Origin of the sequence: Gordonia sp. ALPHA1B1 (genome assembly GCF_005502615.1) — a bacterium.
Classification (GTDB): domain Bacteria; phylum Actinomycetota; class Actinomycetes; order Mycobacteriales; family Mycobacteriaceae; genus Gordonia; species Gordonia hongkongensis.
In genome coordinates, this window is sequence record NZ_SCOC01000025.1 from 19,704 (window position 1) to 45,042 (window position 25,339).

At 69.7% G+C, this 25,339-nt stretch carries 8 protein-coding genes; 4 read left to right on the top strand and 4 right to left on the bottom strand.

Annotated features, from left to right (window positions below):
* Nucleotides 1-39 precede the first annotated feature (39 nt).
* Complete coding sequence (locus tag FFS52_RS16440; RefSeq protein ID WP_068970462.1) at nt 40-1,629, bottom strand: amino acid permease; 1,590 nt, start codon at nt 1,627-1,629, stop codon at nt 40-42.
* Nucleotides 1,630-1,907: 278 nt separating this feature from the next.
* Here FFS52_RS16440 and FFS52_RS16445 point away from each other — a divergent pair, with 278 nt between their 5' ends.
* Nucleotides 1,908-2,537 carry a TetR/AcrR family transcriptional regulator gene (locus FFS52_RS16445; protein ID WP_137810304.1) on the top strand — a complete coding sequence of 210 codons (630 nt, stop codon included), beginning with the start codon at nt 1,908-1,910 and terminating at the stop codon, nt 2,535-2,537.
* Nucleotides 2,538-2,589: 52 nt separating this feature from the next.
* Here FFS52_RS16445 and FFS52_RS16450 read toward each other — a convergent pair whose 3' ends face one another.
* From FFS52_RS16450 to FFS52_RS16460, 3 genes are all read right to left on the bottom strand, one after another.
* On the bottom strand, nt 2,590-3,624 hold the full coding sequence (locus FFS52_RS16450) for a hypothetical protein (protein WP_137810305.1): 1,035 nt from the start codon (nt 3,622-3,624) through the stop codon (nt 2,590-2,592).
* A gap of 8 nt (nt 3,625-3,632) precedes the next feature.
* The gene (locus tag FFS52_RS16455) at nt 3,633-21,983 is read right to left on the bottom strand and encodes a non-ribosomal peptide synthetase (RefSeq protein ID WP_137810306.1); all 18,351 of its coding nucleotides are present in this window, start codon (nt 21,981-21,983) and stop codon (nt 3,633-3,635) included.
* A 642-nt stretch (nt 21,984-22,625) separates the two neighbouring features.
* Nucleotides 22,626-23,117: a DUF4188 domain-containing protein gene (locus FFS52_RS16460; RefSeq protein ID WP_137810307.1), complete on the bottom strand. Its 492-nt coding sequence runs from the start codon at nt 23,115-23,117 to the stop codon at nt 22,626-22,628.
* Between the two features lie 51 nt (nt 23,118-23,168).
* Between FFS52_RS16460 and FFS52_RS16465 the strand changes: the two genes are divergently transcribed.
* From FFS52_RS16465 to FFS52_RS16475, 3 genes are all read left to right on the top strand, one after another.
* Nucleotides 23,169-23,765, top strand: coding sequence for a TetR/AcrR family transcriptional regulator (locus tag FFS52_RS16465; protein ID WP_137810320.1), 597 nt, complete (start codon nt 23,169-23,171; stop codon nt 23,763-23,765).
* Between the two features lie 72 nt (nt 23,766-23,837).
* The gene (locus FFS52_RS16470) at nt 23,838-24,341 is read left to right on the top strand and encodes a MarR family transcriptional regulator (RefSeq protein ID WP_058253826.1); all 504 of its coding nucleotides are present in this window, start codon (nt 23,838-23,840) and stop codon (nt 24,339-24,341) included.
* A 114-nt stretch (nt 24,342-24,455) separates the two neighbouring features.
* Entirely contained in the window at nt 24,456-25,325 is an 870-nt protein-coding gene (locus tag FFS52_RS16475) for a DUF559 domain-containing protein (RefSeq protein ID WP_068970984.1), read from the top strand.
* Nucleotides 25,326-25,339 lie beyond the last annotated feature (14 nt).

The window sequence follows — 25,339 nt, forward strand, 5'->3', positions numbered from 1 at the left end:
AGGTTGTGCGGTTCTTTCGGATTAGGGAGCAAGGGGGCATCAGGCGGACGGGGAGGTCGTCACCGGTCGCGGGTGTTCTTTTCCGCGGGGGTAGCAGGCGATGCCGACGAGGACGGTCGCCACGATGCAGATGGGGCCGGCCCAGCGGAGGATCGGCATCTCACCGGACGGGTCGAAGACCTCGGCCCGCGGCCACGCCAGATTGATCACCATCAGGACGCCGTAGAGCACCGCGAGGGCGTTCACCACGATCCCGAATCGGCCCAGGCTGAACAGCTTTCGGCCGCCGGCGTCGACGGCCGGCGTGTCCCGGCCGCCGCGATGCGGCCAGCCCTGGAACCGCCGGTAGAGCATCGGGCCGGTGACGGCCAGGTAGGCGAGGTAGATCAGGATGATGCACACGCTGGCGAGGGTCGCGAAGATCGCCGAGTTGCCGACGTTGACGAGCAGGATGCCGATGCAGAGCACACCGATCAGGATCGACGGCAGGATCGGGGTCCCGGTGCGGCTGTTGACATGTGCCAGTTGCGCCGAGAACGGGAGCCGGCCGTCGCGAGCCATGGAGAACATCAGACGCGAGCAGGCGGTCTGGATGGCGAGGGTGCAGATGAAGATGGCCACCGCCACGTCGGCGAGGAGGACCTTGCCCCAGAAGCTGCCGAGCACGGAATCGAGGACGTACGGCAGACCGCCGGTCGCGAGTTGCTCATCGAGGGTGGGTGCCGCCATCAGGGTGCCGAGCAGCATCAATCCGCCGCCGATGGCCGAGACGGTCAGCGCCATCCGGATAGTGCGCGGTGCGACGCGGCGCGGGTCCCTCGTCTCCTCGGCCAACTCACCCGCCGACCCGAAACCGACCATGACGTACGCGGCCATCAGACCGGAGACGATGAACGCCCAGATGTACCCGGGCTGCTGACCGGGAACGCCGGTGTCGAAGACGACATCGGGACCGCGCTGGGCGTGGGTGAACAGTGCCAGGATCACCGCGACGACACCGACGAGTTCGCAGACGACGCCGATGCTGTTGACCCGGCTCATCCACCGGACGCCGACACAGTTGATGGCGGTCACGACCACGAGCAGAACCGAGCCGAGCAGCACCGCGTTGGCCGCACCGCTCGTGGTGGTGAGGGTCGGGTCGTCGCCGATGATCTGAAAGCCGATCCAGATCGACGGCAGGACGACCTGCAGCGCGATCGCGGCCGCGGCGGCGGTGACGACCTGCGCGATCATCATGAACCAGCCGCCGAACCAGCCGACGACCTCGCCGCCCATCCGGCGGGACCACTGGTAGATCGCGCCCGAGATCGGGTATCGCGCCGCGATTTCGGCGAAGCACAGCGCCACCAGGAACTGGCCGGCGTAGACGATCGGCCAGGTCCAGAAGAAGGCCGGGCCGCCGAAACCGAAACCCAGGCCGAACAACTGAAAGATGGTGGTCAGGATCGAGACGAACGAGAACCCGGCGGCGAAGGACGCGAACTTGCCGAGCGAACGATGGAGTTGCTGGTCGTAGCCGAGTGCCGAGAGGTCGTGAGCGTCGGCATCTCCGGCGCCCGGGCCGGACGATGATCCAGCGGCCGAGGAGGGCGATGCCGCGGGAGCCACTTCGGGGGTGGAGGTCATGCGCGGTCTTCCTTTCCGAGAAGAAGCTCCACGTTGAGCACGGTTGAGGCAGGCACTGTTTCCTGTCACCTGATAGGTAAGCCCTCGCTGATTTCTATCGATTGACAGAATTGTTCCGGTCGTGAAAACTCCCGTTACGTCCGCGTAACGCGCCTGGGATTTCCCCGGTCGGCGGGTCCGCGAACGGCCGAAGCACGCGGCCTGTCGGCTAGGGTCGAGAAATCCGGGTCACAAGATGCCCGGGTTGCGAGATCTGTTGACGCAATTGAGGAGACGACATGCCGTCCGGCTCGAGTACGGCCCCGACGCCGACCGGCCGCGGCCGCCCGCGCCTGGTACAGGCCCGACGCCGCGGGCAGACCGCGCGCGAGGAGATCCTCGACGCCGCTGCCGAATTGTTCACCCGCCACGGGTACACCGGGACGTCGACACGCATGATCGCCGAGGCGGTCGGCATCAGACAGGCGTCGATGTACCACTACTTCGGCACCAAAGACGACATTCTCGCGACCCTGCTGGAGACGACAGTCGTCGCCTCACTCGACCGCGCGCGGGTACTCCTCGACGGGGATGGACCCGCGCTGGCGCGGCTGCTGGAGCTCGCACGCTTCGACGTCGATCAGCTGGCGCAGTCGCGCTGGAACCTCGGTGCCCTGTACCTGCTGCCCGAGGTCGCTGACCAGCGGTTCGTCGAATTCCGTTCGGCGCGCCAGGAATTGGCCGACTCGTATGCCGCCCTGGCGGCCGCGGCACTCGGCGACGCCACCGACAAGCGGACGCTGCTCCCCTTCCGGCTGGTGGAGTCGGTCATCATGATGCGCGCCGACGAACAGCGCGGCGAGCTCGGCGAGCACACGGCTGCCGGTCTCGCCGCCACCGTCGTCGACGCGATCTCGCGAATCCTGTAGCAACAGAGCGCACATGGCCCACGTCGCCAAGGGATTCCCGCGAGCGTGACGGCTAGCAGGTTCCGATCACGCCACCCTGCAGCGCCACCTCCATCTTGCGCACGATGGAGCAGTCCGCCGGACCACTCCCGACACTCCGCATGGGTTCGACCTGCTTCACCGCGGGGGTCGGGGCGAGCTGCCGGCCGACCGGCCCGGTGACCTGCGGTACGACCGGCTCCGGGGCGGCATGCCGCGGCTGATGCGGGACGACGACCCGCTCGGCCGACACCTCGGTGGCGTCCGCGCGCAGGTGTCGCGGCTTGTCGACCGGCACCTTCCAGCCCTTGTCATAGCCGTGCGCGGCGCCGATCGCGACACCGGCGGCGACCGCGGGCAGCGCGACGAGGGTGGCGACCACAGCCGTCCCGACCACGGGTCCGACGACGAGTCCCGTGGGCCACAACGGCAACGTGAGTATCAGACCCAAGGGGGCACCCACCACACCGCCGACCGCGAGGGCGAGGGGTGCTGCCACCCCGGCTCCGATGACGCCACCGACCGCGGCATCACCGACCATCTGCTCGGCCACCCGGTCGGCCCGCGCGACCGGTACCCCGTTGCTCTGCAACACATCCGAGATTCCTTGGACGATCTCACCGGCTCCCGCCGAGATCTGCGCGGCCAGTTGCGGAGACACCGCTCGCGGACGGGTCAGGTCCAGGTTTCCGACCCGAACCCGGTCCCCTGCATCGGCGACCGGCACCGCCACCGAACCGAGTGGCCGTAGGTGCCGCGACCCCGGTGTCGGGACGACCGACGTCACGTCCGGCCATGACCCGACCACCACCGGCGCCGCATCCGAGACCAGCGCGGCGTCGATCTGCGCGATGCGGAAAGCGTTGCCGGGCAGCGTTTGTGCTCCCGGCGTCGATGAGGAGGGAACCACCGGGACGGGCAGGGCCACCCCGGGTGAGGCCGCCTGGGCCACGGCCGGGGCCGTCACCGTGAGCGACGCGGCCAACGCGCAGCCGAGCAGGGCACCCGCCGGGCGGCGACCGCGCGGACGTGGGCAACGGTGTGCGCCGGATTTGCCGTTCTTGTCCATGGACGACCTCATCTCTTGTTGGTGAACCGATCATCGTGAGAAAACGCTAACCCCGAAGCGGCTTTCCGCGAGGCACTTTCGCGCGTCAGATGATCGTCGAGGACGGCCGCGATCTGTCTGATCGCCTCGTCCTCGGTCATCCCGAGGTGGTGGGTGTCGATGTCGACATTCGTGATGCTCCCCCGGACGTACCGCCCCCATCCGTTGGCGCCCAACGCATCCGGCCGTCGATCGCGCACGGCGGTGAAGTAGAGCACGTCGGTGTCGACGACCGGCGGGTCCCAGTCGCCGGTGGCCCGGATCAGCAGGTTGTAGGCGTCGGTCAGCCGCTCGATCGTCGCGGCGTCGATGCCGAACCCGGCGCCGAGGCGCTCGGCGATCTGCTCGGCGGCTTGTTCGGCGGTCGCGTCCGCACTGACGTAGTCGATGCCGAGGACCGGACCGAGGTTGCTGATCAGCTCGCCGGGGGTGACGGTGGTGATCGCCGACGAGTCGACACCGTCGGCCTCGGTGTCGAGCATGGCGAGCAGCGCGACCTCGGAACCGGCGGCCCGCATCTCGGCGGCGATCGCGTGCGCGATCACCCCGCCCAGCGACCATCCGAGCAGGTGATACGGGCCCTCGGGCTGGACCGTCCGGATCTCGTCGGCGTACCTGCGTGCGATCTCGTCGATCGTGGTGGGGCCGGGTGTCTCGCCCCCGATCTGTGGCGCCTGCAGGCCGTACACCGGACGGCCGGGCGGCACCTGCCGGCTCAGGGTCTGGTAGCTCCAGGCCAGGCCGGAGGCCGGGTGGATGCAGAACAGCGGCGGCAGTTCGCCTTCCGGCCGGATCGGGAGCAGGACGTCGAAGCCCACCCCGCCCGGCGCCTCGTCTCCCGGTCCGCGCGCGGCGTCGAACCCGTTGCGCATCCCGTCCTCGATCCGCCTTGCCAGGTCGGCCGGGCTCGAATCGGACAGCATCCACCGGACCGGGATCTCGACGTGCAACTCGGTCTCGAGGTCGTTGACGACCTGTACCGACCGCAGCGAATTGCCGCCGAGCGCGTAGAAGTCGTCGTCGGCGCCGACGCGCGGGACACCGAGCACGTGCTCGAAGGTCCGCGCGATCTCGGTCTCCAGCCACGACGACGGTGCGCGGAACGCCGAGGCGTCACGTGTCGGCTGCGGCAGCCTCGCCCGGTCGAGTTTGCCTGACGCGGTGATCGGCAGCGAGTCGATCACCATCACCGCCGTCGGCATCATGTATCCCGGGAGCGCCGCCGACGCGAACGCGGTGACCTCGGCGGTGTTCACCGACCTGCCCCCGCCGTCCCCCACGCCGGCCCCCGCCGGCACCAGGTAGACGGTGAGATAGTCGACCGCGTCGGTCGAGGTGACCGCGGCCGCCGCGCGGGCGATGTCCGGGTGCGCGGCGAAGACCGCCTCGATCTCACCGAGTTCGATGCGCAGCCCGCGGAGCTTGACCTGGAAGTCGCTGCGTCCCAGATACTCGAGCGCACCGCTTCGGCGACGCCGCACCAGATCACCGGTGCGGTACATCCGGGCGCCGGCCGCGAAGGGATCGGCCACGAAGCGATCGGCGGTCAGACCCGGTCGTCCGTGATAGCCCCGCGCCACCTGAGTCCCGGACAGGTAGAGGTCGCCGGTCACCCCCGCGGGCACCGGACGCAGCCGCGAGTCCAGCACGTACGCACGGGCGTTCCACACCGGCACCCCCATCGGCACCGCGCCGTCGGCGGCCGTCCCCACCGTGGAGGAGGTCGCGTGCACCGTGAACTCCGTCGGCCCGTACAGGTTGTACAACTCCACGTCCGGCAACGCACGGCGGGCGGCGTCCACCACGTCGGGCCCGAAGGCCTCACCCGCGACGAGCAGGGCCCGCAACGACAGCGCCGCGCCGGTGGGCAAGGCGTCGGCGAACACCGCCAGCATCGACGGCACGAACGAGGTGATGGTGACCCGATGTGTGGACATGACCTCGGTCAGGTAGCGCGGATCGGTGTGGCCGTCCGGTCGCGCGATCACCAGTCGGGCACCGACGGCCAGTGTCGCGAACAGTTCCCACACCGACACGTCGAAGGTCGCGGGAGTCTTCTGCAGCACCACGTCCGATCGGCTCAGCCCGTACTCGGCGCTGATCCAGCGAAGCTGGTTGACCACCGAACGATGCGACACGGCAACGCCTTTGGGTCGACCCGTGGAGCCGGAGGTGAACAGCACGTACGCGAGGGCGTCCGGGTTCAGCGGCGTGATCCGGTCATCGTCGGTCAGCGGCGAGTCGTCGAACCCGGAGAGATCGACGGAGTCGAGCGCGGACAGCACCAGCACCGGCTCGGCGCACTCGACCATGTAGTCGATCCGCTCGGCCGGATGGTCCGGGTCGATCGGCACGTAACCACCGCCGGCGGCGTGCACCGCGTACATCGCCGTGAGCTGGTCGAGCGAGCGTCGTATACGGAGCGCGACCAGCGAGTCCGGCCCCACCCCCTGTGCGACCATCCAGCGGGCCAGCCGGTTCACCCGACCGGAGAACTCGGCGTAGGTCTGCGAGACCGCCCCGGAGATCACCGCGGTGTCCTCGGCGTACGCGACCGCGGCCGCGGCGAACATCGAGGCGAGGGTCTCGGCGGAGTCCACCTCGTGCGACGTCGCGTTCGGACCCTGGAGGGCGGCAGACCGTTCGGCGTCGTCGAGCAGGTCCACGTCGTGGACAGGGCGGTCGGCGTCGATCGTCATCGCCTCGAGCATCGCCACCAACCGTTCGACGAACCGCTCCACGGTCGACGCGTCGAAGAGGTCGGACGCGAACGTGACACCACCGGTGATGCCGGCCGGCGCCCCGTGCGCGTCGTAGGAGTCGGCGACCGTCACCTGCAGATCGAACAGGGCGAGTCCGGTGTCCGGTTCGACGGCCCGCACCGACAGATCAGGCAGTTCGATGTCGGTGCTCGAGATGTTCTGGAACGCCAGCATCACCTGGAACAGCGGGTTGTGGGCGTCGGAGCGGACCGGGTTGAGTTCGGAGACGAGTCGTTCGAACGGGACGTCGGCGTGACCGAACGCCGCGAGGTCGGTGGTGCGCACGTCATCGATCAACTCGGCGAACGACATCCCGCTCCGCACCCGGGTGCGCAGGACCAGCGTGTTGACGAACATCCCGACCAGATCGTCGAGAGCACGTTCCCCGCGTCCGGCGTACGGGGTCCCGACGGCGACGTCGTCGGTCGCGGCGAGCCGCGCGAGCAGGGCGGCCAGCGCGGCATGGAAGACCATGAACAGCGTCGTGTTGTGGGCACGGGCGACCCGTTGCAACCCGGCGTGCAGATCGGCGTCGATGGTCAGGCCGACGGACTCCCCGACGTAGGACTGGGTGGCCGGGCGCGGCCGATCGGTGGGCAGCTCGAGCAACGGCGGTGTGCCGGCCAACTGCTCGGCCCAGTAGTCGATCTGCGCACGCAGCAACGAGTTCGGGTCCGATTCGGAGCCCAGGACCGCCCGCTGCCAGATCGCGTAGTCGGCGTACTGCACCGGCAACGGCACCCATCCGGGCGCCTCGCCCTGCAGACGCGCGACGTAGGCCGTCATGATGTCCCGCGCGAGGGGCCCCAACGAGGAGCCGTCACCGCCGATGTGATGCAGGATCACGGCGAGCACCCACGCGTCGCCGCCGAGCTCGAAGAGCACGATCCGGGTCGACGCCCCGGCGGTGAGGTCGAACGGTGCCGCGATCAGCTCCGTGATCGCCTGATCGACATCGGATTCCGCGACCTGGACGACCTCCATCGGGACGGAGTCCGCGGGCAGGATCACCTGAGCCGGTTCGCCTTCGACGAAGGGGTAGACGGTGCGCAGGATCTCGTGGCGGGCGACGACATCACCGATCGCCCGGTGGAGGGCGTCGACATCGAGACTTCCGGACAACCGCACCACGACCGGGATGCTGTACGCCGGCGACTCGGGTTCGATCCGGTTGAGGAACCACATGCGTTGCTGCGCATAGGACAGCGGGATCCGCTCCGGGCGTTCGTGTGCCACCAGGTCGACACGCCCGGTGTCCGTGTGCGACTCGGCGCGGGCGGCCAGCCGCGTCACCGTGGACGCCTCGAAGATCACCGACACCGGGATCGTGGTGTCAAGCGCCGCACCGATTCTCGCCACCACCCGCGTTGCGGCGAGACTGTTGCCGCCGAGGTCGAAGAAGTCGTCGTCGGCACCGACCGCGGCATCGACGGACAGGATGTCGGCGAACACCCCCGCGACGATCTCCTCGACCGGCGTGGCCGGGGCTCGGAAACTCCGGGTGGTGACGACCGGCGCGGGAAGGGCACGCCGGTCGAGCTTCCCACTGGGTGTCAGGGGGATGTCGTCGAGGACCACGACCGCCGCCGGGACCATGTACGTCGGCAACACCTCGCCGAGTTCGGCACGAAGTTTCTCACCGACGAGGGCGACGCCCGGCGCGGGCACGACGTAGGACACCAGGCGCATACCGATGCCGGAGTCGTGCCGCGGGACGGTGACGGCGTAGGCCACCCGAGCGAGTTCTGCCAGCGCGGCGTCGATCTCCCCGAGCTCGACCCGGAAGCCGTGGACCTTCACCTGGAAATCGTTGCGTCCGATGAACTCCAGGTCGCCCGAGTGGTTGCGGCGCACGATGTCCCCCGTGCGGTACGCGCGTTCTCCGGCATCGCCGAAGGGGTGGGCGACGAATCGGGCGGCGGACACCCCGGACCTGTTCAGGTAGCCGCGCGCGAGCGCGGGTCCGGACAGATACAGCTCCCCCGCGACCCCGTCCGGCACGGGCTGCAGACGGGAGTCGAGCACGAGCGTCTGCATCCCGGCGAGCGCCGTGCCGATCGTCGACCGTTCGCCCACCCGCAGCGGAGCGGTGGCGGTGGCGACGATGGTGGTCTCGGTGGGGCCGTATAGCACCCGGAATTCCCGAGCAGCGGCCGGATCGGCACCCACCCACCGGCTCACCAGGTCGGTCGGTACCTCGTCGCCCCCCGACATCACGACCCGCAGGTCGTCGAGCCCGTCCGGGTCCACCGAGGCCAGCGCGGCCGGGGTGACGAACGCATGGGAGACCCGGTGATCGCGAAGGAAGTCGGCCAGTTCGCGACCACCCCGCATCCCGGTGGGCGCCACGACGAGGGTGGCCGCGGCGCTCACGGCGAGCAGGATCTCCAGCAGCGACGCGTCGAACGAGGGAGAGGCGAAATGCAGTACCCGCGGGTAGGTTCCGAGCTCACGGTCGACGTGCAGCGTGGCGAGGTAATCGGCGACGCCGGCATGCGTGACGGCGACGCCCTTCGGCACGCCGGTGGAGCCGGAGGTGAAGACCACCCAGGCGGTGTTCGCGGGCCGGACCGGGCACACCCGATCGGTCTGTCGGATCGGCGACGACGACAGTTCGGCGACCTCGGCGGCGGTGGCGGGGTCGTCGAGCACGACCCAGTCGAGCGTCCCGGACAGCGTCGGCCGGGACCCACGTGTCGTGATCCCCAGTGGCGCAGCTGAATCGGACACCATCTGGTCGATCCGCGCGGCCGGGTAATGCGGGTCCACCGGGACATAGGGAGCACCCGATTTCACGACGGCCCACCACGCGACCAGCGATTCCGCCGACCGCTCCACGGCCACCGCCACCGGCCGCTCCGGTGCCGCACCATTGTCGATGAGATACCGCGCCAGCCGATTCGATCGGCGATCGAGCTCACCATAGGACAGCTCGACTTCGCCGCAGATCACCGCCGCACCGTCCGGGTCGGCCACGACGGCGGCCGCGAAGATCTCCGGCAGCAGCACGGGCTCCGCGACCGCACCCGGTCCCACCACCGACACCAGTTCCGCGCGCTCGGCTCCACCGAGCCAGTCGATGTCACCGACGGGTGTTGTCGCGTCGTCGACGATCGCGTCGAGCACACGGTGCAACCGACTGGCGATGCCGGTCACCGTCCCCGGATCGAACAGGTCGCGGGCGAACATCATGGTTCCCGAAAGACCCTGCGGCGTGCCGTCTTCGGTGTAGGACTCGGCGAGGACCACCTGGAGGTCGAACTGGCAGATGCCGGTGTCGGCCTGCGCGCGGGAGACGCGCAGGTCCGGCAGGTCGAGATGGACGTCGGACAGGTTCTGGAAGGCCAGCGCGACCTGGAACAGCGGATGATGCGCGGTGGACCGTTCCGGGTTGAGTTCGGAGACGATCCGCTCGAACGGGACGTCGGAGTGCTCGAAGGCGTCCAGGTCGACCTCGCGCACGCGGCCGAGCAATCCGGCGAACGACTCCGCGGCGTCGAGGTCGGTCCGGAGCGCGAGGGTGTTGACGAACATGCCGACGAGCGGTTCCAGTCCCGGTTCGCCGCGCCCGGCGACCGGGGTGCCGATCACGACGTCGTCGGCGCCGCTCAACCGGCCGAGCACCGCGGCGAGCGCGGCGTGCACGACCATGAACAACGACGCGCCATGTGCCCGCGCGAGGGCGAGGAGTTGCCCGTGCAGGCGGGCGTCGATCGCCACCGGCACCTGCCCGCCCGCGAGGGTCGCCACCGGCGGACGCGGGCGGTCGGTGGGCAGATCGAGGACGTCCGGGGCACCGGCCATGGTCGACCGCCAGAAATCCAGCTGGGCGTGCATCAACGAGGTCGGGTCGTCCGCGCTCCCCAGCATGTTTCGCTGCCACAGCGCGTAATCGGCGTACTGGACCGCGAGCGGTTCCCAGGCCGGTTCCGCGCCGGCGATGCGGGCGGCGTACGACGTCATCACATCGCGGGCGAGCGGCGCCATGGACTGGCCGTCACCGGCGATGTGATGGACCACGAGGACGAGCAGGAAACGTCCGTGGGTCCCCTCCCGGTCGTCGTGTGCGTCGCGGTTGTCCGGGCCATGGGGATCGTCCACGCCGTCCGGGTCGATCGCCACCACGGCCACACGCATCGGCACCGACGCGGTCACGTCGAAGCCGCGGCGTACGAACCCGGAGACGACGTCCTCGACCTCGCTGGCCGATGCTCGCGTCGACTCCAGGAGCACCGGGGCGTGGTCGAGGACGAGTTGCCACGGCTCGCCGTCGGTGTCGGGGTAGATCGTCCGCAGCACCTCGTGCCGTCCGACCACGTCGTCGAGGGCCTGCCCGAGCGCCGCGAGGTCCAGGTGCCCCGTGAGTTCGAGGACCACCGGGATGTTGTAGGCCGGCGACTCCGGCTCCATCCGATTGAGGAACCACATCCGCTGCTGCGCCAGCGACAACGGGATGCGCTCCGGGCGGACGGTTGCCGTCAACGCGGTGCGCCGGTCGTCGCCCAGCGACCCGACCAGCTCCGCCAGTGCCGCGACGCCGGGCGCGTCGAACACCGACCGCAGCGGAACCCGTACTCCCAGCTCCGCACCCAGCCGCGCCGTCACCACCGAGGCGGTCAGCGAGTCGCCACCCAGGGCGAAGAAGTCATCGTCGGCGCCCACGCGCGGCACGCCGAGGACATCCTGGAAGACGTGCGCCACGGCGGACTCGGCCGGGCCGGACGGTGCACGGAACCCACGCGGGGCAATCACCGGTTCGGGCAGGCGACTTCGATCCAGCTTGCCGGTCGGGGTGAGGGGTATCTCGTCCAGTACGACCACCGCGGCCGGGACCATGTATGCGGGCAGCGATCGCTCCAGCGACGCACGTAGTTCGTCACCGGAGAGCGACGCCCCCGCGGTGGCGGTCACGTAGGAGACCAGACAGTGCGGCGTTCCGTTCCCGCCACGCGGGACGGTCACGGCGTAGGCGACGTCGGCGCGCGATCCGAGGCGCGCGTCGATCTCGCCCACCTCTACCCGGGTGCCGCGCACCTTCACCTGGAAGTCGTTGCGTCCCACGTACTCCAGTGCACCGGACCGGGAGACCCGGACGAGGTCGCCCGTCCGGTACATCCGGGTTCCGGGCGCATCGGCGGGGCAGGCCACGAACCGCGCCGCCGTCGTCGCGGGCCGGCCGACATAACCGTCGGCCAGGCCGGGGCCGACGAGGTACAACTCGCCGACGACGCCCTGCGGAACCGGCCGCATCCACGTGTCGAGCACCATCGTGCCCACCGGTCCCACCGCCGTCCCGATCGTGATCGGATCACCCGCCCGCAGCGGCGTGCCGGCGGTGGCCCAGATGGTCGATTCGGTCGGCCCGTACAGGTTGATCATGTTCCGGCCGTCGGCCCACCGTGAGACCAACTCGGGCCCGACCGGTTCACCCGCGGTCGCCAGTACGCGCAGCGTATCGAGACCGTCGGCCGGCACGGTGGCCAGTGCCGACGGCGTCAGGACGGCATGCGAGACCTGCTCGCGCCGAATCAGATTCGCGAGCGCGGGGCCGCCGTAGACATCGGGTGGCGCCACCACCAGACGTCCTCCGGTCCCGTGGGCCATCAGGAGTTCGAACACGAAGGCGTCGAAGCTCGGTGAGGCCACCTGCAACACATTCGACGACTGGTCGACGCCGAGGACCGCGCGCTGCGCCGCGACCACCTGCGCGAGTCCGCGATGTGAGACGACGACGCCCTTGGGCGTGCCGGTGGAACCGGACGTGTAGATCACGTAGGCGGTGTCCCCGAGCCGGATCGGGCCGCCGGCTTCGTTCGACTGGGGGCCGTCCGTCCGCGGTTCGTCGACGACGAGCCAATCGATGCTGTCGGGCAGTGCGGCCCGGCGCGCGCCGAAGGTGATGCCCAACCCGGCGCCGGCGTCGGCCAGCACGAACTCGATGCGCTCGGCGGGCAGGCTCGGATCCAGCGGCAGGAACGGCACTCCCGCCTTGGCCGCCGCCCAGATCGCGATCGCCGCCTCGACGGACCGCGGCAGTGCGCACGCCACGACGCCGGACTGCGCCCGCTGCGAGATCTGCCGCGCCAGGCGATCGGACTCGGCGTCCAGCTGCCGGTACGACAGCGACCGCTCGCCGCAGGTCACCGCGATCGCATCCGGCGCCTGACCGGCTGCGGCGGTGAGGATGTCGGGCAGGGTGGCCGGTTCCGGCATGTCGTCGATCCGTCCGGCGCCTGCCTCGTGCCCGACGTGACGGAGTGCGCCGAGGCGCGAACCCGGCTCGTCGGCGATGCGGGCGAGACATTCCACGAAGTGGTCGACGATCTCCCGTGCGCGGCTCTCGTCGAACTCGTCGCGATGGAACCGTACGGTGATGCCGAGTCCCGGTTCCCCCTCGCCGCCGTCGATCTTCGGCGCCACGACGACGCTCAGCGGGTAGGGCGTGGCGTCGAGCCCGGTGACGCTGTCGACGTGCAAGCCCGCCGCGGTGACCAGTTGTTGCAGCGCGTCCTCGCGCAGCGGGAACGACTGGAAGGCCAGTGCGGTGTCGAAGAGGTCCGACCGGCCCACCGCGCGGTGGATGGCCGGGAGTCCGACGTAGTGGTGGTCCAGGACCAGCGCATTCGCTTCCTGCACATGGATCAACAGATCGCGCAACGACATCGACGGTTCGAGACGGACCCGGATCGGTACCGTGCTGAGGAACATCCCCAGCGCCCGGTCGACGCCGGGCAGCTCCGGTGGCCGTCCGGCGACCGCGGAGCCCAGGACCACATCGGTGTCGCCGGTGAGGGTTCGCAGGACGAGTGCCCACGCCGCGGACAAGGCGGTCCCGACCGTCACGGCGGACTCCGCGGCGGCCGACCGCAGACGCGCATATTCCTGCCCGGGCAGCTCGGCGATGACCTCACCGGCGTCGAACACGGTGGTCGCGGCGCCGAGCCGGGTCACGCGGGTGGGTCCGTCGACGTCGGCGTAGGCCTGCGCCCACGCGGCCGTCGAGGCGTCGTGATCCTGTTCGCCGAGCCACGCGAGGTAGTTCCGGTACGAGGCTGCCGGCCGGCATGCGCCGATCTGCCCCGGATCGCCGTAGTAGTGGAGGAGTTCGCCGAGCAGCAGGGGCATCGACCAGCCGTCGAGGATCACGTGATGGTTGGTGACGTGCAGGGCGAAGTGGTCGCTGTCGAGCCGCACGAGGGTGAATCGGATCAGCGAGGGTTCGGTCAGATCGAAACCGGCGGCGGCGTCGTCGGCGGCGACCCGCCGGGCGGCCCCGCGGTCCGCGGCAACGGTGAGATCGACGGTCCGGAAGCGCACCTCGACGCCGTCGACGACGACCTGCCGCGGGCCACGCGACGTCTCGACGAAGGCCGTCCGCAAGACGTCGTGGCGGTCCACGAGCGCCTGCGCGGCGCGGCGCAGCAGGCCGGCGTCGACCGGGCCGGAGAGGGCGATCGTCGACTGCACGGTGTAGGTGTCGACCGCATCGGGATCGAGGGTCGAGTGGAAGTGGATACCCGATTGCGTCGGCGACAACGGCCAGACGTCCGACAGCCTGGGGTAGTCGTTCCGCAGCCGGTCGAGATCGTCGTCGGGAAGATCGACGAGCGGCGAATCCTGCTCGGTGACCGCCTGTTCGACGACCGAACCGGTGGCGGGGTCGCCGGTCGCGGAGGCGGTGGTGGCGATCTCGGCGAGCGCGGCGACGGTCTTCGCCTCGAAGACCGCCCGGGGAGTGAGCGATAGTCCGGCGGCCTTCGCCGCCGCGACCAGTTGCATCGAGACGATGCTGTCGCCCCCGAGCGTGAAGAAGTTGTCGTCGGCGGTGACGTCGTCGAGCTCCAGTACCTCGGCGAACAGTGCGGCGATGACGCGCTCGGCCGGTGTCTCCGGCGGGCGGCCGCCTCCGCTCTCGGCACGGAACTCGCACTGCCGCAGCGCTTTCGTGTCGACCTTCCCCGACCGGGTGACCGGCATCGACTCCAGCTCGACGATCGCTGCGGGAACCATGTAATGCGGCAGGGTGTTCGCGAGGTCGTCGTGCAACGCATGCACGTCCATCGGCTCGTCCGGCGTCCCCACGACGTAGGACACGATGACCGGACGACCCGCCGGTCCGCGCTGGAGCACGGTCGCCGCCTGCGCGACGCCGGCGATCCGCGCGAGATGGGCGTCGATGTCCCCGGTCTCGATGCGCAGGCCGTGGACCTTCACCTGCTGGTCGTTGCGCCCCAGATAATCCAGCCGCAGGGCGCCGTCCGTGCGAATCCAGCGCACGGCATCGCCGGTGCGGTAGAGGCGTTCGCCGGCGGAGCGTACGGGATCGGCCACGAACCTCGTCGCGGTGACGCCTGCGCGGTCGAAGTAGCCACGCGCCAGGCCGGGACCACCGAGGTAGAGTTCGCCGACCACTCCGACCGGCACCGGCCGCAACCAGGTGTCGAGCACGAACGCCGAGACTCCCCGGATCGGTTCCCCGATCGTCACCGGCTCCCCGGGCCGGAGATCGTCGGCGCCGGTCGCCCAGATCGTGGTCTCCGTGGGTCCGTAGTGGTTCATCAGCCGACGACCCGGCGACCACCGGGTGACGATGTCCGCGCCCGTCGCCTCGCCGACCACCGCGACGATCCGCAGCTCCGGCAGACGTGACGGGTCCATCGTGTTGAGCACCGTCGGCGTGATGATGGCGTGGGACACCCGCTCGGTCCGCAGCAGGTCCTCGAGGTCGGAACCGCCGTAGATCTCCGGCGGCGCGACGGCCAGGCAGGCGCCGGCGCTGTGCGCGACCAACACCTCCGACACGCAGGCGTCGAAGCCGGGGGACGCGACCTGCAGGACCGTCGAATCAGGTTCCACCGCGAAGGATTCCGCGTACTCGACCACCAGGTCGGCGAGGCCGCGATGGGTGACGTGGACGGCCTTCGGCCGGCCGGTGGAGCCGGACGTGAAGATCAGATAGGCCGCGTTGTCCGGCCGGAGCGGGAGCGGGTCCCCGGTACCGAGCGGGAGCGAGTCGTCGGTACCGAGCGGTGGCGAGTCGTCGGTACCGAGCGGGAGCGAGCCGGGTCCGGTGAGGGTCAGCCACTCGACGCTGTCCGGGAGATTCGGGACGACGGCGTCGACTGTCACCCCGATCGTGGACCGCGCGTCGGCGAGCAGTTCGGCGATGCGGTAGGCCGGATTGCCCGGGTCGACGGCGACAAAGGCCGCTCCGGTCCGGGCGACCGCCCAGATCGCCACGATGAGCGCGGCCGACCGCGGGATCGCCAGGGCCACCGAGGTCTCCGGTCCGGCGCCGCGGGCGGCGAGCTCGTCGGCGAGCCGGTTGCTGCGGCGCACGAGTTCGCGATATGTCATCGTGACGCCGTCGGCGCGCACCGCCGGTGCCTGGGGGTGTCGTCGCGCGGTGTCGGCGAGGATGTCCCGGAGTAGGCGGGGCGACACGGCGGGCGGACCCTCGATCGGACAGAGGGCGGATCGTTCGGTGTCCCAACAGGATGCCAGCGTGGCGACCTTGCGGCCCGGTTCGGCAGCGATCTGGCGCAGCAGCAGCACGAACCGCTCGAGCAGGACCTCGGCCGACTCCCGGTCGAGGCGGTCGACGGCGTACTTCACCACCAGTTCGTAGGTGCCGGGCCGATCGGCGGCCGGTTGGTCGGCCCGTCCGGGCCGGGGCGGCGTGACCTGGAGGCTGACCGGGTACGGGGTCGCGTCGTGGGCCGCCAGGCCGTTCCATCGCAGTCCCGCGTCGCCGAGCATGCGGTTGATCTCGTCCGGGTCGACCGGGTACGACTCCAGCACCGTGGCGGTGTCGAACATGTCGGCCACCCCGGTCACCCGCTGAAGTTCGGCGAGGCCGATGTCGCGGTGGCCGAGCATCGCCGCCTGCTCGGATTGCGCCCTGGCGAGCAGGTCGATCACCCGCTCGTCCGGGTCGAGCCGGATGCGCACCGGAAGGGTGTTGATGAACAGACCGATCATCCGCTCGATGCCCGGGATGGAGGCGGGACGGTCGGACACCGTGTTGCCGAAGACCACGTCGGACCGGCCCGTCATGATCGAGAGCAGCAACGCCCACGCCACCTGGATCGACGTGTTCGCGGTCACCCCGTGGGCGCGCCCGAGACCCGCGATCGCCTCCGTCGTCGCGATGTCGAGATCGAGCGCCGTCTCGTCGACCTCGGCCGTGGCGTCGCGCTCCGCGGCGCCGGTGAGTCGCGTCGGACTCTCGATGCCGGCGAGGGTCTCCTGCCACGCACGTGTCGTCGCGTCGTGATCGCGGGTGTGCAGCCACTGCAGATAGTCCCGGAACGACCGGGGTGCGGGAAGTCCGGCAGCGCCGTTGGCGTCATCGTCGGCCAGGTACAACTGCAGCAGTTCGGAGATGACGACGGGCATCGACCACCCGTCGAGGACGATGTGGTGGTTGGTGATCGACAGCAGGAACTCGCCGCCGTCCGGGTTCTCGGTGTCGCGCGTCAACCGGACGAGGTGGAAACGGAGCAGCGGCGGCCGAGCCAGGTCGAAGGGGGCCGCCGACCCGGCGATGAGACGACGCAGTGCACGGTCCCGGTCGTCGGCGTCCGCGATCCCGGTGAGGTCGGAGTCCGACCAGTCGACGGTCACGTCGTCGAGCAGGATCTGCCGCGGCCCGGCGCCGGTCTCGACGAATGCGACGCGGAGACTGTCGTGCCGGGCGATCAGCGCCTGCGCCGCCCGACGCATCCGGTCCGGTTCGAGCCGCCCGCCGAGTCGCAGTTCGGCCTGCACCGTGTACCCGTCGACGGCGTCGTCGTAGGTCGCGTGGAACAGCAGTCCGGACTGCAGCGCGGTCAGCGGCCACACGTCGACCATCGACGGATGGGCGGCGGTCCAGTGATCGATGTCGGCCTGGGTGGTCGAGACCAGCGGGAAGTCCGACGGCGTGTGGCCGCCGGCCGTCCCGGACCGGACGTGCTGGGCGAGACCCTTCAGGGCCTGCACCCACAGGCCGGCCAGCTCCTCGACGTCGACCCGGTCGAGCACCAGCGCGGCGTACTCCCAGCCGACGTCGAGTTCGACGCCGGCCGAACCCGGTTCGGCGATCGCATTGATGTCGATGATGGCGGGCAACGCCATCCACGGGTGCCCGGTCCCGACCAACGCGTCGAAATCGCGCGCCGGCATCCATGGACCGGTGTGATCGCCGGTCCCCATCCGGCCCAGGTAGTTGAGGCTGATCTGGGGTGCGGGCCGGTCGCCCAGTTCGTCGCGGCCGGTCGGGTCGAGATATCGGATCATGCCGTAGCCGATCCCGTGGTCGGGTGCCGCCCGCAGCTGTTCCTTGATCTGCTTGATCGCCAGTCCGGCGGACGGACCACCGGTGAGGGCGTCCTCGACGTCGACGCCGTGCAACTCGAGCCGGACCGGGAAGCGAGAGGTGAACCACCCCACCGTCGAGGTGAGGTCCGCGCCGGGTACCGCGGCCTCCTCGCGACCGTGGCCTTCGAGGGCGATCAACTCGCTACCGTCGGCCTGCCCGCACCGACGTCGCCAGTGCGCGAGCGCCAGGGCCAGCGCGGCCAGCAACGAATCGTTGGCACCGCCGTGGAACCGCGCGGGGATGGTGGTGAGCGCCGCCTCGGTCACATCCGCCGGAATCCGTATCCGGATGCGTCCGGCGGTGGCGACGATGTCTCGATCCGGGTCGAGCGCGCGGCGTCCGAGCAACCGGTCGCCGGGCTCGAGGATCTCCGCCCATCGGTCGAGTTCGGCCGCGGCGCGCACGGGTGCCTGCTCGACGAGGCCGTGGACCCAGCGCCGGACCGACGTCGTCGGCAGGCCGAGGTCGGGCACCGCGCCCCCGCGGATCTGGTGCCAGGCGGTGACGAGGTCGGCGAGGAGGATGCGCCAGGAGACCCCGTCGACGGCCAGATGATGGATGACCAGCCACATCAGGTCGGGCGCGGTGCGGTCGGGGTGCTGCATCCACACGAACCGCACGAGGACGCCGGCGCGTGGGTCGAGGCGATCGGCCGCGGCCTGGAGGTGGCGGTCGATCTCGTCGGCGTCCCGTCGGTCGAGCCAGACGTGCTCGAGCGCCTCGTCGGCGTCGACCGCACCGGGTGGGCGGACCACCAGGTGGGGTTGGTCGGCGAGATCGTCGACCAGCGTGGCCCGGAGGATGTCGTGCCGGTCGAGCACCGCGCGCAGTGTGCGCACCAGTTCGTCGCGCCCGGAGGCGTCCGGGAGTTCGACCAGCGCGGCCTGTCCGAAGCGGTCGATGGGACCGCGTTCGAGCATCGCGTGCATGATCGGTGACAGCGGGATGGAGCCGACCGCGCCGCCGGGCAACTCGCGCAGTCCGTCGTCGTCGGAGACGTCGGAAGCCATCGCGGCCAGCGCGGCGACGGTCTTGTGCTCGAACACATCCTGGGTCGTGAACGCGAGCCCGCTCGCCTTCGCCCGCGCCACGAGCTGGATGGACAGGATGCTGTCGCCGCCGAGGACGAAGAAGCTGTCGTCGGCACCCACCTCGACCACCCCGAGTACCTCGGAGAAGAGTTGCGCCAGTCGGTATTCCCGGGGAGTCGACGGCGGCCGCCCCGATCGCGCGGATGCGAACACGGGCGCGGGCAGGGCTCGTCGGTCGACCTTGCCGAACGCATTCAGCGGCAGGGCGTCGAGGATCGTGATGACGGACGGGACCAGGTGCGGCGGCAGGCACTCGCGTGCGAATCGCTCCAGCTCTGCCGGTTCGACCCGCTGTCCCGTCGCCGGCACCACGTACGACGCCAGGACGGTCGCGCCGGCGAGGTTGAGCGCGGGCACGGTGACGGACTGGTCCACCTGGGCGTGCCCGGTGAGAGCGGCGTCGATCTCACCGGGCTCGATCCGGTACCCACGGATCTTCAGCTGGAAGTCGGTGCGGCCCAACAGCTCCAGTGACGGCGCGGTCCCCGCCCCGACCCAGCGGGCGAGATCGCCGGTCCGGTACATCCGTTCGCCCGGCGCGCCGTGCGGGTGGGCCACGAAACGTGCCGCGGTCTGACCGGGCAGGCGCGCGTAGCCGCGGGCCAGCCCCGGGCCGGCAAGGTACAGCTCGCCGGCGGTTCCCATCGGCACCGGCTGCAAGGCGTGGTCGAGGACCATCACCGACGTCCCGCGGATGGGGCCGCCCACGGTGACGTCCGCATCGGGCTCGACCATCGCACTCGCCGCTGTGATCGTCGACTCGGTCGGCCCGTACTCGTTGATCATCGTCGCCGACCGGGTCCACCGTTCGACCACGTGCGGGGCGCATCGGTCGCCGCCGACGACGACGGTCTGCATCCGGGTCAGCGATTCCGGCTCGATGGTCGCCAGCATCGCGGGCGTGAGGGTCAGGTGGGTGACCTCCTCCTCGGCGAGCAACTGGGTGAGCCGCTCGCCGCCGATCACCTCCGGAGGCACAATCACCAGGGCGGATCCGGTTGCGAAGCAGGTCAGCAGCTGTTCCATCGACGCATCGAAGCTCGGGGAGAGCGCGTAGGAGACCCGGGACGCCGGCGCGAGGCCATAGGCGCGGGTGCGATCGGCGATGAGACTCGCCAACCCGGAGTGGGTGACCTGCACGCCCTTCGGCACGCCGGTCGAACCGGAGGTGTAGGTCATGTACGCGACGTTCTCGAGCCGGGCCCGCGACGGAGCCGGCGAGTCGTCGAAGCCGCCGCCCGAGGCGCCGTCGGTGTTCCCGTCGGGCGAGAGGTCGCCGAGGTCGATCCGGACAGCCGACGGGGGCACCCGCTCGGCGAACTCGTCGACGGTGATCGCCGCACGGGCACCGCTGTCGGCGAAGATGTGCTCGATGCGCTTTCGCGGGTATTCCGGATCCACCTGCACGATCGCGGCACCGGTCTTCGCCACCGCCCAGACGGCCACGACGGTGCCCAGGGACCGTCGCAGCAGGATGGCAACCGACTCCTCCGGCGCGCAGCCCGCGGCGAGCAGGCGCCGCGCGAGGCGCGACGAGGCGGCGTCGAGTTCGCGATACGTCATCGAACGCCCGGACGCGCACACCGCGGTAGATTCTCCCTGTCGCGCAACCGTTTCGGCGAGAATGTCGGCGAGTACCCGCGGCGGGGCGCAACGCGCGCCCCGCACGGGGAGCAATGTCGCCCGCTCATGCTCGTCGAGCAACGAGAGCTGTCCCACGCGATCGTCGGACGCCCCGCCGAGGAATGCGTGCAGGAACATCAGGAAGCGACGGTGGTGCCCGGTGAGCTCGTCCGGGGTGTAGATGTTCGGGTTGCCCTGGAAGTCGATGTGCGTGCTGCTCTTTCCCGCGCCCGGGTAGATGTTGACGAACAGATCGGACGTCGGACCCGAGGTCAATACGTGCAGCCGCCCGGTGACCTCACCCAGCACGACCTCGCTGTCGACCATCATGAGGTTCACCGCCGGCCCGAAGGACGCCGACTCGTCTCGGGCCATCCCCATGTCGGCGAAGATGTCCTCCTGCCGGTACCGCTGCCGCCGCAGAGCACTCAGCAACTCCCCCTGCACGGAGGTCACCACGTCGCCGAGCGTGCGGCCGGCGACCGGCACACGCAGCGGCACGACGTTGGCCACCATCCCGCCCGACCGGCGCAGCACGGCGGAGTGGCGACCCGAGACCGGAAGGCTGAGAAGGACTTCGGCACTGCCGGTCATCCGCGCGAGGTACGCGGCGAACGCCGCGACGATCACCGGGGTCACGCCACCTCCCTCCTGCGCGGCCGCATCGAGGAGCGCGGCCGTCTCCGCGGGAATCGGCGCGCTCACGAGGATCGGGTGCAGCGTCGGCTTGCCGTGCCGGCCGGCCAGGGTGACGACCGGCGGGGCGCCGTCGAGATGGTCGCTCCAGTACCTGCGGTCGTTGTCGTGACGAGTCGACCCGGGGTAGGACGCGTCCTGGGCGATGATGTCGGCGATGTCGCTCGCCTTCGACGGCGGCGCGGGATCGCCGCGAACGGCCGCGTTGTACAGCTCGGTGATCCGCCGGACCATCGTCACCGCGGCGAATCCGTCGAGCGCGATGTGGTGCGCCCGCAGGTACCACATGTAGTGCGCGTCCCCGACGCGGTAGACGATGCTCGTCATCAGGTCGTCGGTGAGCAGGTCGAGCGGTCTCGTGTAGTCGAGCAGCATCAGCCGGTGCGCTGTCGCGGTCGGATCGGCCTCGCCGCGCAGATCCACGGTGCTCACCGGAGCGCTCTGGGAGGCGACGTATTGCCGCGGTTCGCCATCGACGACGACCAGGCGCAGGTGCCCCGAGCCGAACTCCCGCCCGGTGGTCAGGCAGACCTCCGTCAGCAACTCGGTGTCCAGTTCGCCGTCGATGTCGACGTACTGTGCCACCGAGATCGGCAGGTCACCGGCCACATGCTGGGCGAACCAGATGCCGCGCTGCGCGGCGGACAACGGAAGTGAGTCCACACCGGGATCCGGTCTCGCCGACGTGGCGGCTCCGGTCGTCTCCGTGGGATGGTCATCGGCCGGCATCCGGGTCGACGAGGAGTGCGCGGACGGGGTGACGAGATCCTTGTCTGAGATGGTCACGTGGCCTCCATGCGTTCGTATCGATCGCACTCGTCCGGGTATCAGGACCACCCGGGCGCCCCCCGCAGACCACGGGATGGACAATTCACAACCCGCGCGAGATCAAGCCAGATAAGCCCCCCTGGAGAGCTGTCGCCCCGTCGACAAATCGGACCATACTCCCGATTAACATTCGCCGACATCCCTTTTCGGCAAAGGTAAAACGTCAGTAAAGGCGAAGTAAAGACCAGCGAAAAAACGTCTCAGAATGGTCACGGAGAATTCGATGGTTCATTCGGATGAGTTTTCCGAAAGGCGTGGATTTTCGCCCGTGTCTCTGATTTTCAGATCAACTCATTCGAAAAGCGGATGTGGATTCATTACTCACACGGAGGCTGTCAAACCACAAGCAGCAGTTGTTCTTTGGGGCGACCGATCAATCGGTCCATCACGCCCTTCTCACGCAAATCGCCCAGAATGGACGGATCATATTTAGGTGTCATTGCTAACGAATCGTTTATCCATGTTCAGCGTTTGGCGCCGAACTGGACTCATCGGAAAATCGACGCCGATGTCGACGACTCGGGACCAGATGATCGTCGACGTCATTCGCTGAGACGACACGACTGATGAACGACAAAAAGCGAACGCAGCTGCCCTGGGTCAGCCACGTTGCGGGGCCGGCCGGTTGCGCGTCAACCGAGCCGAGGCGGTTGCGGTCCCCGGCCCCACGGGGTGCCACCCGACCGCCCGGGCCAGGCCCTGCGGGGGCATCCCGCTCGAGATGGTCTCGTGTTCGCCGATGACGTAGGTCTCGTGCCAGATCCCGACCGAGTCGGTGTCGGCGAGCTCGCGATTGAACCACCGCCACATGGACAGATGCGGGGCGTCGGGGTCGGACGCGAACCGTCGGAGATCGTCGGCGCTGCGCCAGTACGACAACACCATCGGCGAACCGCCCAGATAGAGGCGCGCGTCGAGCATGCCCGCATCCGGTCGGCGACGGAGGTGGATCAGCATCCGGGACATCGACGTCAGCACCGGCAACCAGGCGCGTACCCGCCAGGGTCGCGTCAACCGCATCCCGATCAAGAACAGCGTCGTGCCCGGGGGCGGGGCGTCGTTGGTCATGCGGGCGGCTCGGCGAGCGGACATGAGACCTCCAGACCATTTTGTAACGTCGTTACGAAACGATGTTATGAAACGATTGCGGACATGGCAAGACCCCGATCCCACACCGAAGACGTCCGTGTCCGGCTCCTCGACGAGGCGGTTCGCATGGTGGCCGCCGACGGCATCGGTGCGCTGTCGGTGCGGGAGGTCGCTCGCGCTGCCGACACTTCCACCACCGCCGTCTACTCGCTGTTCGGCAACAAGGAGGGCCTGTCCCGCGCGATCCTGGTGCGGGCCTTCGATTCGTTCGCGCGGGCCCAGCGGTCCGCGAGCGTCGCCGCAACCGACCCGGCGACGCTCGCCGGACTGGGGGTCGCCTACGTCGGGTGGGCGCTCGAGAATCCGCGCCTCTACGAGCTGATGTTCATCGACGTGCTCGCCGGGGTCGAGCGCACCGAGGAGACCCGCTCGGCCGCGACCCGTGCGATCACGCCGTTGCGCGAGGGAGTCGAGCGAGCCATCTCCTCGGGCGCACTCCGCGCCGCGGACATCGACACCGTCGTCGCATCGTTGTGGGCACAGGTGCACGGGACCGCGACGCTGCTCCTGTCCGGCAACTACCCGGCCGGCGCCGACCCGATGGCCGCGGCGACGGCCATCATCGACGGATGGCGAACTCCTGGTGCCTGACCGGCCGGACGAGGGCACGCGCACCGTCGGTACGTCTCGCCTCCTTCGGAGACACCCCACTAGGGTGTCGGTATGGCAGGGCGCAGCATGGATTTCGACCCCATCGCCGAAGCACGGGAGAACTGGACCCAGGCGGGGTGGGGCGAGGTGGCCGACGGCATGGTCGCGGTGACGTCGGTGATGCGCGCCCATCAGATCCTGCTCGCCCGTGTCGAGGCCGCCCTGCGTCCGTTCGATCTCAGCTTCTCCCGCTTCGAACTGCTCCGCCTGCTGGCGTTCTCGCGTCAGGGGTCCCTGCCGATCACCAAGGCCAGTGATCGGCTCCAGGTCCACGTGACCAGCGTGACCCACGCGATCCGTCGCCTCGAGGAGGGCGGGCTCGTCCGCCGCGTCCCGCACCCCACCGATGGACGTACCACGCTCGTCGAGATCACCGACCTCGGCCGCAAGACGGTGGGCGACGCCACGGAGACCCTCAACCGCGAGGTATTCGGCAACGTCGGCATGTCCGACGACGAGATGACCGGCCTCGTCGGCGCCATCCAGTCACTTCGCAAGCACAACGGGGACTTCTGAAACGGCGCGCGGAATCCGTATGACGTCGTGCCCGGAATCCGGGTTCGACGTCATACGGATTCGCTCAGCTGCTCGGCGTTGGAACCGCGCGGTGATCGTCTGCGTCGAAACCCCATGGACCTCGCCGAACTGACCGCCCGCCGAGACGGCGTGTTCTCCACCCGCGAAGCGCGTGATTGCGGTGCGAGCTCGTCGACGATCCAACGCAAAGTCGCTGCCGGCGAGTGGAAAGCGGTAGCACGCGGGGTGTACCTCGTCGCCGGGCACCACCGCACAGCCCGGGCTCAAGCCCGCATCGCGGTCCTGTCGGTGCACAACATGGCGGTACTCGGCGGACCAGCGGCCGCCTGGTGGCTCGGACTGCACGACACCGAACCCCGAAAACACCTCGTCTACACCCCGACCCGCGGCAGCGCCCGACGCTCGTCCGCGACCGCGGTGGTCAGGTTCCGGCGACTACACGACGACGACATCACCGAGCATCAAGGTCTCCGAACAACGAGCGCCGCGCTGACCGTCCTCGACGCCTCCCTCGACCTCGGGATTAGCATCCTCGATTCAGCACTACTCAGCACCCGCGTCACCCTCGACGCTCTCCGCGCCGCCAACGACCGCTACCCCAACCGGCACGGAGCACCGCGCGTCGCTGCCTATCTGAAACTCCTCGGCGACGGAGCACGATCGGAAGCCGAACGACTCACCACCGAACTGCTGACCGCCGCTGGGATCTCCGGCTGGATGCCGAACATGCCCGCCTACGGCTACGTCATCGATTTCGCCTTTCCCGACAGGAAGGTCGCAGTCGAAATCGACGGCTTCTCCTTCCACCGCGACGCCGCGGCCTTCCAGCGCGACCGCACCAAGCGCAACCTGCTCACCGCCAACGGATGGACTGTCCTCAACTTCACGTGGACCGACCTCGTCGACCGGCCCGCCCAGGTCGCCGCGGACGTCAGGGCCGTGCTCCGACGAGCGGCCGCCTGAAACGCGTATGACGT